The sequence below is a fragment of the Streptomyces sp. CBMA123 genome, from assembly GCF_014596465.1.
In the GTDB taxonomy this organism is placed as follows: Bacteria; Actinomycetota; Actinomycetes; order Streptomycetales; family Streptomycetaceae; genus Kitasatospora.
In genome coordinates this window covers 13,029-27,370 of the sequence record NZ_MECK01000124.1, presented here as the reverse complement: position 1 = coordinate 27,370, position 14,342 = coordinate 13,029, and the positions used below count along the sequence as shown (strand labels likewise).

Genomic DNA, 14,342 nt, shown 5'->3' with positions numbered 1-14,342 from the left:
ACTACGCCGAACGGCGGAGGCCGACCGGCCGACCCACCCCTTCGCCGGCACGCCCACCGGCAGCTCCCCCGCCGACAGATCCCCCGCCGACTCCCGCCGACTCCCGCCGACTCCCGCCGACTCCCGCCGACCCTAGAGCCCCGGCGTCGGCCGGACCGGGTGCTTGCTCATGATCGACACCCGGTTGAAGGTGTTGATGGTGATCGCCACCCAGATCGCCGCCGAGATCTCCGCCTCGGTGAGCGCCTCCCGCGCCAGCCCGTACGCGGCTTCCTGCGCGGCCGCGTCCGAGGGGTTCGTGGTCGCCTCCGCCAGCGCCAGCGCGGCGCGCTCCCGCGCGGTGAACAGCTCGGTGTCCCGCCAGGCCGGCAGCACGCCGAGCCGCTGAGTGGTCTCGCCCTCGCGCAGCGCGGCCCGGGTGTGCACGTTCAGGCAGTAGGCGCAGCCGTTGATCTGCGAGACCCGCAGGTTGACCAGTTCCACCAGCCGCCGGTCCAGCCCGGCCTCGGCCGCGCCCTCGCGGGCCGCCTCGGCGGCGGCGAGCGCCGCCTTGTAGGCCTTGGGGCTCTGCTTGTCGATGAAGACCCGCCGCTCCGCCGGAACCACCGTCACATCACTCACCTGTACTCCTCGACTCCCGTGCCATCATCGGCGCACTGCCGTTCGACACTCTGCCATGCCATAATAGTTGAATCTAGAACTACCTGACAGTCGAGATCACCCTGGGAGGGACCACAGCCGTGAGCACCGCCGAGACCGAGCCGCGCCCCGCCGCCGGACCGCAGCACCAGCAGGACCCGTTCGTCGAGGTGCTGTCCCCCCGGGACGTCCCACTCGGCGGACCGCGCGCGATGACCGTCCGCCGCACCCTGCCGCACCGCTACCGCAGGCTCATCGGCGCCTGGTGCTTCGTCGACCACTACGGCCCCGACGATGTCGCCCGGACCGGCGGCATGGACGTCGCGCCCCACCCCCACACCGGCCTGCAGACCGTCAGCTGGCTCTTCACCGGCGAGATCGAGCACCGGGACAGCCTCGGCGTCCACGCCTTCGTCCGCCCCGGCGAACTCAACCTGATGACCTCCGGCCACGGCATCTGCCACTCCGAGGTCTCCACCCCCGCGACCACCGTGCTGCACGGCGTCCAGCTCTGGGTCGTCCTGCCCGACGAACACCGCGACACCGCACGGGACTTCCACCACCACGTCCCCGAACCCGTCACCCTGGACGGCGCCGACGTCCGCGTCTTCCTCGGCACCCTGGCCGGCCGCACCTCCCCCGTCCCGACCTTCACCCCCCTCCTCGGCGCCGAACTCACCGTCGCCCCGCACGCCACCGTCACCCTGGCCGTCGACCCCGCCTTCGAACACGGCCTCCTCGTCGACCACGGCGAGGTCCGCCTCGCGGGCGCCGACCTCCACCCCGGCGACCTCGGCTACCTCGCCCCCGGCCCCACCGCCCTGACCGTCACCAACACCACCGACGCCCCCGCCCGCCTGATCCTCCTCGGCGGCGCCCCCTTCGAGGAGCAGATCGTCATGTGGTGGAACTTCATCGGGCGGTCTCACGAAGACATTGCCCGAGCCCGCGAGGAATGGATGAGCTCCGCGAACCCCGACCGCTTCGGCGCCGTCGAGGGCTACCCGGGCGACCGGCTGCCCGCCCCGGAGCTCCCGGGAATCCCCCTCAAGCCCCGCGGAAACGTGCGCTGACCTGCATGTCAGGCAATCGGGGGTGTGGTGGCCCGGGCCACCACACCCCCGACCCGAAGTACCCCTGCGCTCACCTCGAAGCGCCCCCGTCGGCACTCGCTTCCGCACTCGACGCATGACACGGTTCGACCATCCGCGACAGCGTCTGACAGGACTGATGCTGACCCGATCCTGAGTCTGCTGCCGGTCCATCGGAATCGATCGCGGCACTCGCCCGGCCCCGCAAGCCGCCGCGGCGGAACTGGAGCGTGCGGTCACGCACCTGGGCCTGCGCGGCGCGATGCTGTACGGGCGCACCGGCTCCCTGCCGGCCGACGCCCCGGAGTTCGACGGCCTCTACGGCACCGCCGAACGGCTCGGCGTGCCACTGCACTTCCACCCGCAGACCCCGGTACAGGCGGTCCAGGACGCCTACTACTCAGGACTGCCCCACGGAGTCGGCCGCGCGCTCGCGACCGCCGGGCTGGGCTGGTACTACGACCTCGGCGTGCAGTACCTCCGCATGATCTTCTCCGGCGTCTTCGACCGCCACCCCGGCCTTCAGGCGATCGCCGGACACTGGGGCGAGGTCGTCCTGTTCTACCTCGACCACATCGGCATCCTGCAGGACATGGCCGAGCTGGAACGTCCCCTGGCCGACTACTTCCGGCACAACTTCTGGATCGCCGGAAGCGGCACGGTCAGCGAGCGCTACCTCCGCTGGACGGCCGAAGTCGTCGGAACCGACCGCATGCTCTACTCCACCGACTACCCGTACACCTACGGCACCCGGCCAGGAGGCTTCCCCTACCTCGACACCAGTCGGGGAGTCGCCCGCACCTTCCTCCAGCAAGCGCCCTTCACCGAACAGGAGAAGGCCGCGATCGCCTCCGGCAACTGGGAGCGGCTGACCGGCCCGATCACCACCGGCCACGGACATCGGCCAACGGCCTGACAGGTAGGAGGACTGCGGCCGGGGCTGTGAAGTCCTCGACCCTGCCCAGCAGGCCGGCCTCGCCGCACTGGAGGATGAGATGACCTGAGGGCACCGGGCCGCGCCGGAAGGCGGTGATCCCCTCCCCGCAGGTAGGGCCAACCCCCGCCCCGATCCGGTGGTCACCGCCATCGCGACCGGCCGCGCCGACTTGCAGGCTTGAGAGTGTCAGAAGACCCTCGTAGCAGCGGACTTGCCGATGGCCGGCACCAGGTCTTCGCGCACCGGCAGTCCGCCCCTCGCGAAAGGCACTCCCGTGGCCGTCCCCACCTCACCACGCCGCCGACTCCGGTATGCCGCAATCGCCTTGGCCGGCGTGACGGTCGCGACCTGCGCCCTCGGCGCCTGCGACTCGACCAGGACACAGGCCGCGCCACCGGCCGGCGCCTCCGCGACCGCGTCCGCGACCGCCTCCGGGGCGACTGCCGCCGAACCCTCGCTGCACATGATCACCAACGAGGGCCACAAGCTGGCCTTCTACGTCACCCCCGGCCGCCTCCCGGCCATCCTCCTGGACGCCGGCGGCGGACTCGACGCGTCCTCCTGGAGCAAGATCGCCCCCGCCCTCGCCAAGAACACCGGCTCCGAGATCATCACCTACGACCGCACCGGAGAAGGCAGAAGCGACGACGTCCCCGGGCCGTGGAAGGCCCAGAACGCCGCCGACGACCTCGCCGCAGGCCTCACCCAGCTCGGAGTCACCAAGAACGTCGTCCTGGTCTCGCACTCCCTGGCCGGCGAGATCGCGACCGCCTTCGTCCAGCAGCACCCGGACCGGATCGCCGGCGCGGTCCTGGTCGACGCCAACCTCCCGCAGTTCTTCACCGACAGCGAGACCGCCAAGCTCGTCGCCGCGAACACCCCGCAGATCGACGCACTCAAGCAAGCGCCCCAGACCCGCGAAACCCGCCAACTCCTCGCCGAGGCCGCCGACTACGGCCCCGTCCACCTCGCGTACCACCAGCTGGTCTGGCCCCGGTCCGTCCCGGCCACCGCGATCGTCTCCTCCCAGACCCCGCTCCCGACACCCGACGACGCGCAGCTGTGGCGCCAGGCCCAGCAGGACTTCGTGAGCGCCGCACCCAACCGCCACCTCGTCACCGCCGAGAACAGCTCGCACGACATCCCCGACGACCGGCCGGACGCGGTCATCAGCGCCGTGCAGGACATGGTGAACCAGGTCCGCTAGGCAGACCCGCAGCACCTTCGTGATCATTCACGCGACTGCGGACAGCCGCGCACACGTGACCAACGCGCCGATCCGACGGGGCAGCCCCCGCCACATCAGGGCGGTCAAGCGGTCGACGGGAGTTCGGGTTCAGCCGACGCGGCCGAGCGTGGCGCGGCCGACCTGCCGATGTCCTTCACCGGCTACGGGCGCTGCGGGTTGCGCATTTTCGTCAGCAGCGCCAGCAGGGTGTCCTGTTCCCGCGCGTCAAGGCCGGCGAACAGTCCGGAGGCGTGCAGCCTGGACCGGAGGGCCTCCCACAGTTCGTGGCCCTGTTCGGTGAGGACCAGGATGCGCTTGCGGCCGTCGGAGGGGTGGGGCCGGCGGGCGACGAGTCCCATGCTCTGGAGCTTGTCGGCGGCGAGGCTGACCGTGGAGGGGTCGCAGTTCAGGCGAGCCGCCACGTCCCGCATGGTCGGCGGCTCGGTTCCCGGGGCGAGCGCCCACAGCGTGCCGGTGACGGAGGTCGGGACCCCGAACTCGCCGAGCACCTGGGCCACGACCGCGTCCGCGGCGTTCCCCACCTCCACGAGAACACGGACGATCTCAGCCTTCCGCTCGACGTCCGCCGGGCTGGGCATCGATGCCTTCGCGGCATGGCTTGCGGTCATGACCCCATGGTAGCCTCTCAATATCAATGAGAAACTCAATGATATTGGGGGCTCACATGGCCGATACCCACTGCGGTGAGACGGTGCTCGTCACGGGCGGGACCGGCTACCTGGCCGGCTGGGTGATCGCGGGCCTGCTCCAGCGCGACTACCGGGTGCGCACCACCGTGCGCAGCCTCGACAAGGCCCAGCAGGTGCGCGACGCCGTGAGTGCGCAAGTGGGCCGGCAGGCAGCCGGGACCATCGAGTTCGCGGCCGCCGACCTCCTGGGCGACGACGGCTGGGACCGGGCGACCGCCGGCGCCGACTACGTGCTGCACACCGCCTCGCCGATGCCCTTCGGTCCGGGCACGGACCTCATCACCACCGCCCGCGAGGGCACCCGCCGCGTCCTGGGTGCCGCCGCCCGTGCCGGGGTCAGGCGTGCCGTGCTCACCTCGTCCGGCGTCACGGCCGACAGCGGCGCGCCGGACACACCCGCGACCGAGACGACCTGGAGCGAACCGTCCGGGACCCCGCTCCGCGCGTACCCCGACTCCAAGATCCTCGCCGAGCGCGACGCCTGGGACCTCGCCGCCGCCACCGGGCTCGAACTGACCGCCATCCTCCCGACCTTCATGCAGGGACCCACCCTGGGCTCATCGAACAGGCCGGGCACGGTCGAGGTGATCCGCCGTCTGCTCGCCCGGGAGATTCCCGCCGTGCCGAACATCGGCTGGAACATCGTCGACGTGCGCGACATCGCCGAACTCCACCTCCTCGCCATGACGAGCCCGGCCGCCGCAGGCCAGCGCTACCTGGGTTCGGGCACCTTCCTGTGGTACCGGCAGATCGCCCGCATCCTGCGCGAGAGGTTCCCGGACGAAGCCGCGAAGGTGCCCGTCCGCACCATGCCCGACCTCGTGGTCAAGCTGCTCGCACGGCGCAATCCGCAGCTGGCGATGGTGCGGCACGAGCTCGGCCGCATCAGGCTCGTCGACAGCAGCAAGGCACGTACTCAGCTCGGCTGGCAGCCCCGCCCCACCGAACAGACCATCATCGACACCGCCGCGGCACTCATCGCCGCATCAAGGAAGGGCTAGCAGCATGCCGTTCCCAGCGATGCCCCGTACTCCCGTTCCCGTCTACTCACTGGCCGAGCGAGACCGGCGCTGGGACCTGGCGCGCGGCTTCATGGAACGGGAGGGCCTCGACGCTCTGGTGGTGTTCGGCGAAGGAGACGCCGGGCCCGCGCCCCTCGCCTTCGACAGCCGGTTCACCAATGACCGGCCAGGCGTCCTCCTCGTCTTCCCGCGCGACCGGACACCGACAGCGCTCGTGCCGATCCCGACGTTCCTCTTCGACCATCGGGAAGCAGCCCACCGGGGCGAGGACCTGTGGCTTGCCGCGAACGACCTGCGACTGGGCCGGCAGTCCCACCAACTCGTCCAGGTCTTGCAGGACTTGGGGCTCAGCAACGGATCCGTGGGGGTCATCGGCCTTGACCCGTACCTTCCCGCGCATCCCGAAGGGCGAATCCCCTACCCGTTCTGGGACACCGTGCTGACCCTCCTGCCCCGCGTCGACTTCCGCGGTGTCGGGCACGCGTTCGCCCGTCTCATGATGCCGCTGGGCGACGAGGAGGTCGCCGTGGTGCGTCATGCCGCCCGCATCGGCGATGCGATGGCAGCGGCCATGGTGGCCACGGCCGCACCGGGCATCTCCGAAGCGCACGTGTTCGCCGCAGCCATGGCCACCGCGTACCGGCACGGCAGCCTCGCGCCCCACCTGCACTTCTGCTCGGGCCCGGCACCATCGGCATCCGGGCAGCCCACCTGGGGCTACCGGCCGCAGGCGCCGCGCATCCTGCAGGAGGGCGACCTCATCGCCACGGAGATTTTCAGCACCTTCGGCGGCCGTCAAACGCAGCATCAGGCCGCCATCGCCATCGGCGAGGTCCACCCGATGATCGAGCACGCCGCCAGGATCGCGAACGCGTGCTACACCGCCGGTCTGGCAACGCTTCGCGCGGGCGCGACGTTCGGAGACGTCTCCGAGGCCATGCTGGCGCCCGCCGAGGCGGTCGGCGCCTGGTTCCGCGGCCCTCAGATCCATGGACTGAACCCCTACGGCGCCTTCAGCCGCATCCCTGGGGGACCCATCCAGGCCGACGGCGGTGACCGGTACCCGACCGCGGCGCCACGACCTGCGACGCTGGCCGGCATGACCCTGGAGCCCGGCATGTCCTTCGCCTTCGAGCCGAGCTGCGGAATCGGCGACCACATGGTCACCATCGGCGGGACGGTTCTCGTCGGCGAGGACGGGCCGGTCGAACTCAGCCCACTCACGGCAAGGCTGCTGCGGGCCGCCTAGGGCGTGTCTGACGATTCGCGTCGGATCAGCGCGCGGCGTAGGGGTGCGTGCATCGCAAGGCAGAGGAGGGAGTCCATGCGGACTTCCCTACCAGACCGGCCCGTTCCTCCTGAAGAAGTCGATCAGCCCTTGGGTGTCGGACTGGTAGACGTCCACCTTGCTGATCGTGCGGCCCCTCACCTCGTACCGCTCGAACTGCTGATAGCGGAAGGTCTCACCGCTGGCGCGCGCGGTGAAGACCGCGCTCCAGAGGCCGGCGAGCCGGTCGCCGTCCCCGAAAATCTCTCCCTCGACGAACTGCCACGTCGAGAACTGATCCAGCCAGCCCGGAACCTTCTGGAAGAACTCGTCGCGGCTCGTGGTCGTCCCGCCGTACGGCAGTGCCGAGGGCTCGGTGATGACGACGTCGTCGGCGAGCGCCGCGGCCAGTGCGACTGGATCCTGCGACTTCATCGCTTCGTAGAAGAACTGGATTACCGAGGCACTCATGGTCATCCCTTCGTTGAAGTTGCTGCTGTGCATCGGGCGGCATCGCGTCGCGCGAAGGCCGCTGTGCGGGCTGCGGGGTCGCCGCCTCCGCCGGCAGCGTCAGCGGCGACCCCGACGCCGAGGACACCGCCCACGCATACCTGCACGCCTGCGCCACCTCCCCGGCGGGCGGCGTCCCCCGAAGCTGCATGACCGACCGTCATGAGGCCGCGCCCGCGTCGCTTGCGGGCAGGCGTACTTCGAACAGGGCGCCGGTGGCAGAGCCAGGGTCGGCGGCGGCAACGGTGCCGCCGTGCGCTTTGGCGATCTCCCGGACCAGCGACAGGCCGAGCCCCGCCCCGGAGTCGTGGCCGCCGCGGGCTCGGGAGGTCTCGAGTCGGACGAAGCGGTCGAAGACGCGGTCGCGGTCCTCGGGCGGGATGCCGGGGCCGTCGTCGCGCACCTTCAGCAGCGCGGTGCCCGGTGCCTCCATGCGGACGGTGATGTCGACGCGGCCGGCGGCATAGCGGGTGGCATTGTCGACGAGGTTGCCGAGCAGGCGCGTGAGCTGGTCCGGATCGCCGGCCACACCGACGGGCGCGTCGGCGTGTACCGCGACCGGGACGCGCCCGGCCTGGTCGTCGGCGATATCGCGGGCCAGCGAGGCCAGGTCGACGGGTTCGCGGCGGGCGACGAGGGTGTCGGCATCGGAACGTGCGAGGAGCAGGAGCTGCTCGACCAGACGTTGCATGCGGGTGGCCTCGGTGACGGCCCGTTCGGCCAGCAGCGGCCAGGGGGCTCGGTCGGGGTGGGCCAAGCCCACTTCGAGGGAGGTACGCACAGCGGTGAGCGGGGTGCGCAGTTCGTGGGAGGCGTCGGCGACGAAACGCCGTTGCTGTTCTGCCGAGGTCTCCAAGCGTCCGAGCATGGTGTTCAGGGTGCGGGCGAGGCGCGCGATCTCGTCGTCGTTCCCGGGCTCGGGAATGCGCCGGTGCAGGTCGCTCGCGGTGATCTCGGCGGCCTCGGCGCGCATGCGTTCCACCGGTCGCAGGGTGCGGCCGATCAGGAGCCAGGAGACGCCCACGGCGGCGATCAGGACCGCGGGCAGCACATAGAGGAGGTGTCCTTGGATATCGCTGGTGAGCAGGGAGAGCAGTTCGGTGGAGCCTCCGACGTAGATGACCACGGGGGTGCTCCCCTCCATGTAGCGCTGGGCGATGACGCGCTCGTCGGCGGCCGCGCGGGAGGGTGCGGGCACGGGGGCGGTACTGCCTGCGGGGAGGGTGTAGCGCGCAGGTTGGCCGGCCGCGTTGGCGGTGGACGCGATGACCTGCCCGCTCTGGTCCACGACCTGGGCCCAGGCGTTGAAGCCCCCTGGTGCGGGTGGCAGCGGTTTGGGCCAGGTGTCGCCGACGTCGCTTCGGGCGATGGTGTCGGCGTAGGCGCTCAGGGTGGTCTTCACGTTGGTGCGCACGGCCTGGACGACGGTGGCGGCCAGGACGGCGACGGCCAGCGCGACGGTGACGGTGATGGCCGCTGCGGCCAGGGCGGTCAGCCGCAGTCGCAGCGAGGAGCGCTTAGAGCTGAACCGGTTCAACGCGGTACCCCGCTCCTCTGACGGTGTCGATGGTGCGGGTGCCGAAAGGCTGGTCGATCTTGCGGCGCAGATGGTGGATGCGGACCTCGACGACGCCGGGGTCGGTCTCGCCGAAGTCGTCCCAGCAGTGCTGGAGCAGTTCGCTCTTGGACACCACCCTGCCCTGCGCGCGCAGCAGGTACTCCAGCACGGAGGCCTCGCCTGAGGTGAGGGCGATGTCCGTGCCGGCGCGCCGGACGCGGCGGGTGGCGGGATCCATGACCAGGTCTCCCGCGCGAAGTTCGGCGGGGCGCTGCTGGACGCGCCCGCGGAGCAGGGCACGCATGTTGGCGAGCAGGACCGGGTACTCGAACGGCTTGGTGAGGTAGGCGTCGGCGCCGAGGTCGAGGCCTTCGGCCTGGTCCAGGGCGGCGTCCATGGCGGTGAGCATCAGGATCGGCGTCCAGTTGCCCGCGGCGCGGAGCCTCGTGGTGATCTGGTAGCCGTCCAGGCCCGGCAGCATGACGTCGAGGACGATCAGGTCGAAGGGGTGCTCGGAGGCCTGCCACAGGGCTTCGTTCCCGTCGGCGACCAGCTCGACCGTGTATCCCTCGGCCCGTAGGCCCCAGGACAGGGACGCGCCGATGGTTTCGTCGTCTTCTACCACGAGGATCCGCATGGCTACACCTTCGCACTGGCGGCGCAGCCCGGGCCGGGGGCACCGCCTTGGCTCTTCCCGGAGCCGGCGGTGGGTGTGATGGTGATCGCGTCGCTGGTGGTCGGTTGCGGGGTTCGGTGCAGGTTCATCTTGCGGTTCCTTGGCCGGAGGGAGGGGCGGAGAGCTGGGCGGACCGCGGGCTGGGGCTTGGGTGGATCGGCGGGGCGGGCCCCTGGGATGCCGGGGTTCGACGTCTGGGGCCCGCCGTACGGGCTCTGGGTCAGGGGCGCAGGGACTGAAGGTCTGCGGTGCTGAGCCGGTCGTCGCTGCCGTCGCCGTCCTCGTCGTCGACATCGTGGTGGTCGGCAGCGGTGGAGGGCTTGACCCGCAGCAGGCGGGCGGCCCAGGTGGGCAGGTACCAGTTGGCCTTGCCGAACAGCACCACCAGGGCGGGCGTGAGCAGGGTGCGCACGACCAGGGCGTCGATCAGGACGCCGGCGGCCATGCCGGTGGCCATCATCTTGATGGTGACATCGGGCGCGGAGGACAGGGACGCCAGGGCCAGGAAGAGGATGAGGGCAGCGCTGGTCACGAGGCGTCCGGTACGGGCGATCCCTTCGACGACGGCGCCGTTGGTGTCTCCGGTGCGGTCGAAGGCTTCACGGACGCGGGCGAGGATGAACACCTCGTAGTCCATCGAGACCCCGAACAGGAACCCGAAGAGGAGCATCGGGACGAGCGGGTTGATCGATCCGGTGGCGGGGATGCCCCACAGGCTGTTGGAGCCGTAGCCGAGCTGCCAGATGAGCACCAGGACGCCGTAAGCAGCTCCCACGGAGAGGATGTTGAGGGCGACGGCCTTGGCGGGCAGCAGCAGGGAGCGCATGCCCCGGGCCAGCAGCAGGAAGGTGACCAGCGCGACGACGACGAACAGCAGCGGGAACCAGTGCATCAGAATGTGGGTCAGGTCGGTGTTCTGGGTCTGCTCGCCGCCGATGAGCGCGTTGTGCGGAGCCGCTGCGCGCAGGTCGGCCACGGTGGTTCCGGCGTGGGCGGTACCGACCTGGGCGTTGGGCAGGCCCATGATCACCGAGGTGCCGTGCTGGTTCCACTGCGGGGCGCCGGAGACCAGGACGCCGTGCATGGAGGGCAGCGCCCGCAAGGAGGCGGCGGTCGCGGCTGGGTCGGTGCCGACGGGCAGTTCGACCGGCACCGATGTGAGCACCCCGGTCGGGAAGCCGTCGTGCTGGAGCTGGACCAGGGCCTGCTCGGCGGGGCCGTTGGGGGCGAGCGAGGTGCCGGCGGGCTGGTTCATGTTGATGGTCGCGCCGAACACGCACAGCACTCCCAGGATCGCGGCGCCGATCGCGGCGGCGGTCTTGGGCCGCTTCACGATCTGCTGCGCGCTGCGGGTCCACGTCCGGCTGGGGGTGCTGACAACCTTGCGCTTGCGCAGTCGGATCCTGTCCAGGCGCGGTCCGATGCTGGACAGCAGCAGAGGCACCGTGGTCAGGGCGACGAGGGCGGCGATGGACGGGATGAACAGTCCCGACAGGCCGACGCCCTGGATGAACGAGACGGGCATGACGGTCAGCGCGAACAGGCCGAGGGAGGCGATCAGGGCGCTGAAGGCGACGGAGTGGCCGGCCTTCCTGAGCGACCGGACGACGGCCTCCTTGTTGTCGGCGCCGTTGTCGCGCTCCTCGCGCCAGCGGTTGACCAGCAGCAGCGCGTAGTCGACGGACAGGCCCAGGCCCAGCAGGGCGACGATGAACTGCACCGAGGGGTTGATGGCGAGGTCGGTGGCGTAGGTGAGGCCGTAGATGGCCACCTGCATGGTGAGCACCGAGACGATCGCCGAGATCAGCGGCAGGATCGCGAGCGCAGAACCGAACACCCACGCGAGGACGATCAGTGCGAGGCCGATACCGACCAGGATCTCGCTCAGCACGCTGCCGCCGGAGCTGGTGCCGCCGTTGCCGAGCTGCTCGAGGCCGGTGGTCTGCGCGTGCGCGCCGGGGACCTGGCGGGCGATGGCCGCTCCCATGGCATCCATCACCTCCTGCGGGACCGGGTCGCCCATGGCGGGCGGGTAGACCATGATCAGGGTTGCGGTGCCGTTGTTGCCGACCAGGGCCCTGTCGCCGGTGTTGGCGTAGGACAGGTCGCGTACCTGCGGCACCTGGGCGGCAACCTTGTCGGCCGCGGCCAGCCCGGCCCTGGCCTGGGGACTGTCGACGGTGGTGCCGGCGGGCAGGTCCACGACCAGGACGCTCGGGTTGGCCGCGACGCCGCCGTAGTGCTGTTGCAGGGACTTGTTGGCGGTGTAGCTGGGCGCGCTGATGGTCGTGCCGCTCTTGAGCCGGCCTGACACCTGCGGCGCCATGAGGACGCCGACGACCGTGATGGCGACCCAGATGAGCGCCACCCAGATGCGGTGCCGCATCACGAATGCGGCGAAGCGTTCCATGACTTCCTACCTCCAAGGCGGCGGGGGTCCGCAGTCGCAGACCACTCACGCTGCCGAAGCTAGGAGGCCGCAGCTTTCGGTTTGCTTAACCTGTCGCCCTCGCGCTGACGACCGTGCAGGTCGCGCTGGCCGCGGGGTGGCGTTGGTGTACGGACCTGCCTGTGCTCGACCTTGCGGGGCCGACGAACCATGGGGGACGGTCGGCCCCGTTGCGCGGAAGTGCGACCTGCGCGGGCCGCGGCCGGGGCTCCAGCGTCTGTGCTGACCACTGCCCACGGTAGGGAGGTGGGCATCGTTTGCGCTTGAACCACAGCGCCGTACCCGTCACGTAGCAGCTGTGGTCGCAGGCCCAGTGCATGACCGGGCTGTCGGCGCGGGCGGCGGCGATCATCCGGTCGGGTTCCTCGTCGTGCTCGGCGCTCGCACGCCGGACGACCTCAGGGGGACGGCGATCGCAGACCGGCGCGCCATGCAGGTCGTGGCGGCAGGTGCGGATCACCCCGGTTGGTGTGCGGGTGGTGTTCTCACGTGTGCTGTGGCGTGGTGTGCAGTCCTTCGAGGAGTGTGGCCAGGTAGCGGTGTGCGGTGTCGATCCGGTCGGCGGGTGTGCCGCCGTGGACGTTGACGGCGTAGGCGATGCCGCACATGAGCGGGACGAGGTCGGTGGCGGCCAGGTCGCGTCGGACCGTTCCGGCATCGCGAGCCCGGCCGAGGAGTGCGGTGCCGACCGACCGAAGTGTCTCTTTGAGTTCCGTGGTGCGCGGCAGGGTGTCGGTGGCTGCCGCGGCGACCGGGGCGAGGGACGCGTCGGTGACCTGCGCTTCGACGGTGCGGTACAGGAAGCCTTCGAGGGCGCGCCAGGGGTCGGTGCCGGTCAGAGCTTGCCGGCCGTGGTCGGCCAGGGCTTCCAGGCAGGGGGTGGCGACGGTCTCCAGTAGCGCCTCGGGGGTGGCGAAGTGCCGGTAGACGGTGCCGACTCCGAGTCCGGCGCGGCCGGCGACGTCGTTCAGCTGCAGGGGTGTGCCCTGGTCGACCAGGGCACGGGCGACCGCGACGATCCGGTCCCAGTTGCGGGCCGCGTCCTTGCGCAGGGGCGTCGTCATGGGGGACATGATAACCGGATTCTCCATCCGGATGATGCCCCCCGACGGCACTCGCACCGCCTGGCGGGTCAGGTGACGGTGAGAGGTGCGTACCGTTCACTGAGCCGGCGCACGTCCCGGGCGATGCGGGGGTCGGTCGCTGCGCGCAGCGGCGACACCGGGTGCACCTGGGCCCCGATGACGATGCCGGTCCGGCCCGCGAGGGCTTCGTCGGTGGCGGCGACGATCGAGGGCCGGGCAGCCACGGACGCCGGGCCCGAGGTGGAGCGTTCGAACTTGCGGCGCACCAGCGGCCACAGCAGTCGCAGGGCCGGTGAGACGATCCGCGGGTCGGTCATGGTGCCGTTGGTCATGTCGGTCGCGGCGCCTCCCGGGTCGGCGGCGAAGACGGAGGCGGTCGTGCCCTTCAGCCGGTTCGCCAGGTCGAGCGTGTAGGCGAGGTTGGCGAGCTTGGCGCGGCCGTACCAGTGGAAGCCGTAGTAGCCGCCGGGCGGCTCGACGGCGTCGAAGGCCCTCTTCGCGAGCCCGACCGCGCCCGAGGTCACGTTCACGATCCTGCTCGGCGCCCCGGCTGTCAGCGTGGGCAGCAGCAGTTCCGTCAGCAGGTACGGCGAGAGGTGGTTGACGACGAACGACGCTTCGATGCCATCCAGGGTCTGTCGCTGCGGGAACATCGCCCCGACGTTGTTGACCAGCACGGTCAGCGGGTCGCCGGAGGCGGCGTGCTCGGCGGCGATCCGGTCGGCGAGCGCGCGCACCTGGTCGAGCGAGCCGAGGTCGGCGGGCAGGAACCGTCCGGGATGCGCCGGGCTCGTTGCGTTGATTCGGTCGACCGCCCGGGCACCGCGGCCGGCGTTGCGTCCGACCACAGTGACCGAGAACCCGGCGTCGGCCAGTCCCAGGGCCGTCTCCAGCCCGATGCCGGCCGTCCCCGCTGTGACCACGGCTGTCTTCACCATGTGCACCTCCACCCAGATATTCGGATAGTTCATCCGCTTGCTGGGACGGTAGCACACAACCGGATTACCTATCCGCTTAGCGGTGTCGGGCGGCGGTCAGGCACTGCCGGGCGCCATGAGGCCGCGCCGACCGAGCACGCCGGACGGCCTGGGCGCCCATCGGCCGCTACGCCCTGGACGCCTGACGTGCTCCCGCTCGGGCCGTAGGGTCAGTCCGTCGTGGCGGATCGCG

At 70.9% G+C, this 14,342-nt stretch carries 14 protein-coding genes; 5 read left to right on the top strand and 9 right to left on the bottom strand.

Annotated features, from left to right (window positions below; genetic code table 11):
* Nucleotides 1-132: 132 nt before the first annotated feature.
* Nucleotides 133-621: a carboxymuconolactone decarboxylase family protein gene (locus BG452_RS16305; RefSeq protein ID WP_188305019.1), complete on the bottom strand. Its 489-nt coding sequence runs from the start codon at nt 619-621 to the stop codon at nt 133-135.
* Nucleotides 622-740: 119 nt separating this feature from the next.
* On the opposite strand from BG452_RS16305, the gene BG452_RS16300 reads away from it, so the two are divergent.
* From BG452_RS16300 to BG452_RS16290, 3 genes are all read left to right on the top strand, one after another.
* Nucleotides 741-1,712, top strand: a complete 972-nt coding sequence (locus BG452_RS16300) for a pirin family protein (RefSeq protein ID WP_411292960.1) — start codon at nt 741-743, stop codon at nt 1,710-1,712.
* A gap of 190 nt (nt 1,713-1,902) precedes the next feature.
* Entirely contained in the window at nt 1,903-2,646 is a 744-nt protein-coding gene (locus tag BG452_RS16295) for an amidohydrolase family protein (protein WP_317621077.1), read from the top strand.
* A gap of 355 nt (nt 2,647-3,001) precedes the next feature.
* Nucleotides 3,002-3,874 (top strand): alpha/beta hydrolase, encoded by an 873-nt coding sequence (locus BG452_RS16290; RefSeq protein WP_317621076.1) that lies wholly within the window; start codon nt 3,002-3,004, stop codon nt 3,872-3,874.
* 182 nt (nt 3,875-4,056) lie between these two features.
* Here BG452_RS16290 and BG452_RS16285 read toward each other — a convergent pair whose 3' ends face one another.
* A complete protein-coding gene (locus BG452_RS16285; RefSeq protein ID WP_188305017.1) occupies nt 4,057-4,524 on the bottom strand; it encodes a MarR family winged helix-turn-helix transcriptional regulator in 468 nt (155 codons plus the stop codon).
* Between the two features lie 56 nt (nt 4,525-4,580).
* Here BG452_RS16285 and BG452_RS16280 point away from each other — a divergent pair, with 56 nt between their 5' ends.
* Entirely contained in the window at nt 4,581-5,606 is a 1,026-nt protein-coding gene (locus BG452_RS16280; protein ID WP_188305016.1) for an NAD-dependent epimerase/dehydratase family protein, read from the top strand.
* Nucleotides 5,607-5,610: 4 nt separating this feature from the next.
* Nucleotides 5,611-6,876 (top strand): M24 family metallopeptidase, encoded by a 1,266-nt coding sequence (locus BG452_RS16275; RefSeq protein ID WP_188305015.1) that lies wholly within the window; start codon nt 5,611-5,613, stop codon nt 6,874-6,876.
* An 87-nt stretch (nt 6,877-6,963) separates the two neighbouring features.
* On the opposite strand, the gene BG452_RS16270 is transcribed toward BG452_RS16275, so the two are convergent.
* The 7 genes from BG452_RS16270 to BG452_RS16245 all read right to left on the bottom strand — a co-directional run bounded on the left by BG452_RS16270 (nt 6,964) and on the right by BG452_RS16245 (nt 14,110).
* Nucleotides 6,964-7,398, bottom strand: a complete 435-nt coding sequence (locus BG452_RS16270) for a nuclear transport factor 2 family protein (RefSeq protein ID WP_188305014.1) — start codon at nt 7,396-7,398, stop codon at nt 6,964-6,966.
* Nucleotides 7,399-7,564: 166 nt separating this feature from the next.
* Entirely contained in the window at nt 7,565-8,941 is a 1,377-nt protein-coding gene (locus BG452_RS16265) for a sensor histidine kinase (protein WP_188305013.1), read from the bottom strand.
* Nucleotides 8,922-9,599, bottom strand: a complete 678-nt coding sequence (locus BG452_RS16260) for a response regulator transcription factor (protein WP_188305012.1) — start codon at nt 9,597-9,599, stop codon at nt 8,922-8,924. The genes BG452_RS16265 and BG452_RS16260 overlap by 20 nt, the downstream gene beginning before the upstream one ends.
* Before the next feature lie 2 nt (nt 9,600-9,601).
* On the bottom strand, nt 9,602-9,727 hold the full coding sequence (locus BG452_RS47075) for a hypothetical protein (RefSeq protein WP_262986008.1): 126 nt from the start codon (nt 9,725-9,727) through the stop codon (nt 9,602-9,604).
* Nucleotides 9,728-9,858: 131 nt separating this feature from the next.
* A complete protein-coding gene (locus BG452_RS16255) occupies nt 9,859-12,048 on the bottom strand; it encodes an MMPL family transporter (protein WP_188305011.1) in 2,190 nt (729 codons plus the stop codon).
* Nucleotides 12,049-12,572: 524 nt separating this feature from the next.
* On the bottom strand, nt 12,573-13,151 hold the full coding sequence (locus tag BG452_RS16250) for a TetR/AcrR family transcriptional regulator (RefSeq protein ID WP_188305010.1): 579 nt from the start codon (nt 13,149-13,151) through the stop codon (nt 12,573-12,575).
* Between the two features lie 68 nt (nt 13,152-13,219).
* Nucleotides 13,220-14,110, bottom strand: a complete 891-nt coding sequence (locus tag BG452_RS16245; protein ID WP_188305009.1) for an SDR family NAD(P)-dependent oxidoreductase — start codon at nt 14,108-14,110, stop codon at nt 13,220-13,222.
* Nucleotides 14,111-14,342 lie beyond the last annotated feature (232 nt).

Excerpts from the sequence above, each read along its gene's own strand:
- BG452_RS16285 (WP_188305017.1), bottom strand. The coding sequence starts at position 4,524 with ATGACCGCAAGCCATGCCGCGAAGGCATCGATGCCCAGCCCGGCGGAC.
- BG452_RS16280 (WP_188305016.1), top strand. The coding sequence starts at position 4,581 with ATGGCCGATACCCACTGCGGTGAGACGGTGCTCGTCACGGGCGGGACC.
- BG452_RS16275 (WP_188305015.1), top strand. The coding sequence starts at position 5,611 with ATGCCGTTCCCAGCGATGCCCCGTACTCCCGTTCCCGTCTACTCACTG.
- BG452_RS16270 (WP_188305014.1), bottom strand. The coding sequence starts at position 7,398 with ATGCACAGCAGCAACTTCAACGAAGGGATGACCATGAGTGCCTCGGTA.
- BG452_RS16260 (WP_188305012.1), bottom strand. The coding sequence starts at position 9,599 with ATGCGGATCCTCGTGGTAGAAGACGACGAAACCATCGGCGCGTCCCTG.
- BG452_RS47075 (WP_262986008.1), bottom strand. The coding sequence starts at position 9,727 with ATGAACCTGCACCGAACCCCGCAACCGACCACCAGCGACGCGATCACC.
- BG452_RS16255 (WP_188305011.1), bottom strand. The coding sequence starts at position 12,048 with ATGGAACGCTTCGCCGCATTCGTGATGCGGCACCGCATCTGGGTGGCG.
- BG452_RS16250 (WP_188305010.1), bottom strand. The coding sequence starts at position 13,151 with ATGACGACGCCCCTGCGCAAGGACGCGGCCCGCAACTGGGACCGGATC.
- BG452_RS16245 (WP_188305009.1), bottom strand. The coding sequence starts at position 14,110 with ATGGTGAAGACAGCCGTGGTCACAGCGGGGACGGCCGGCATCGGGCTG.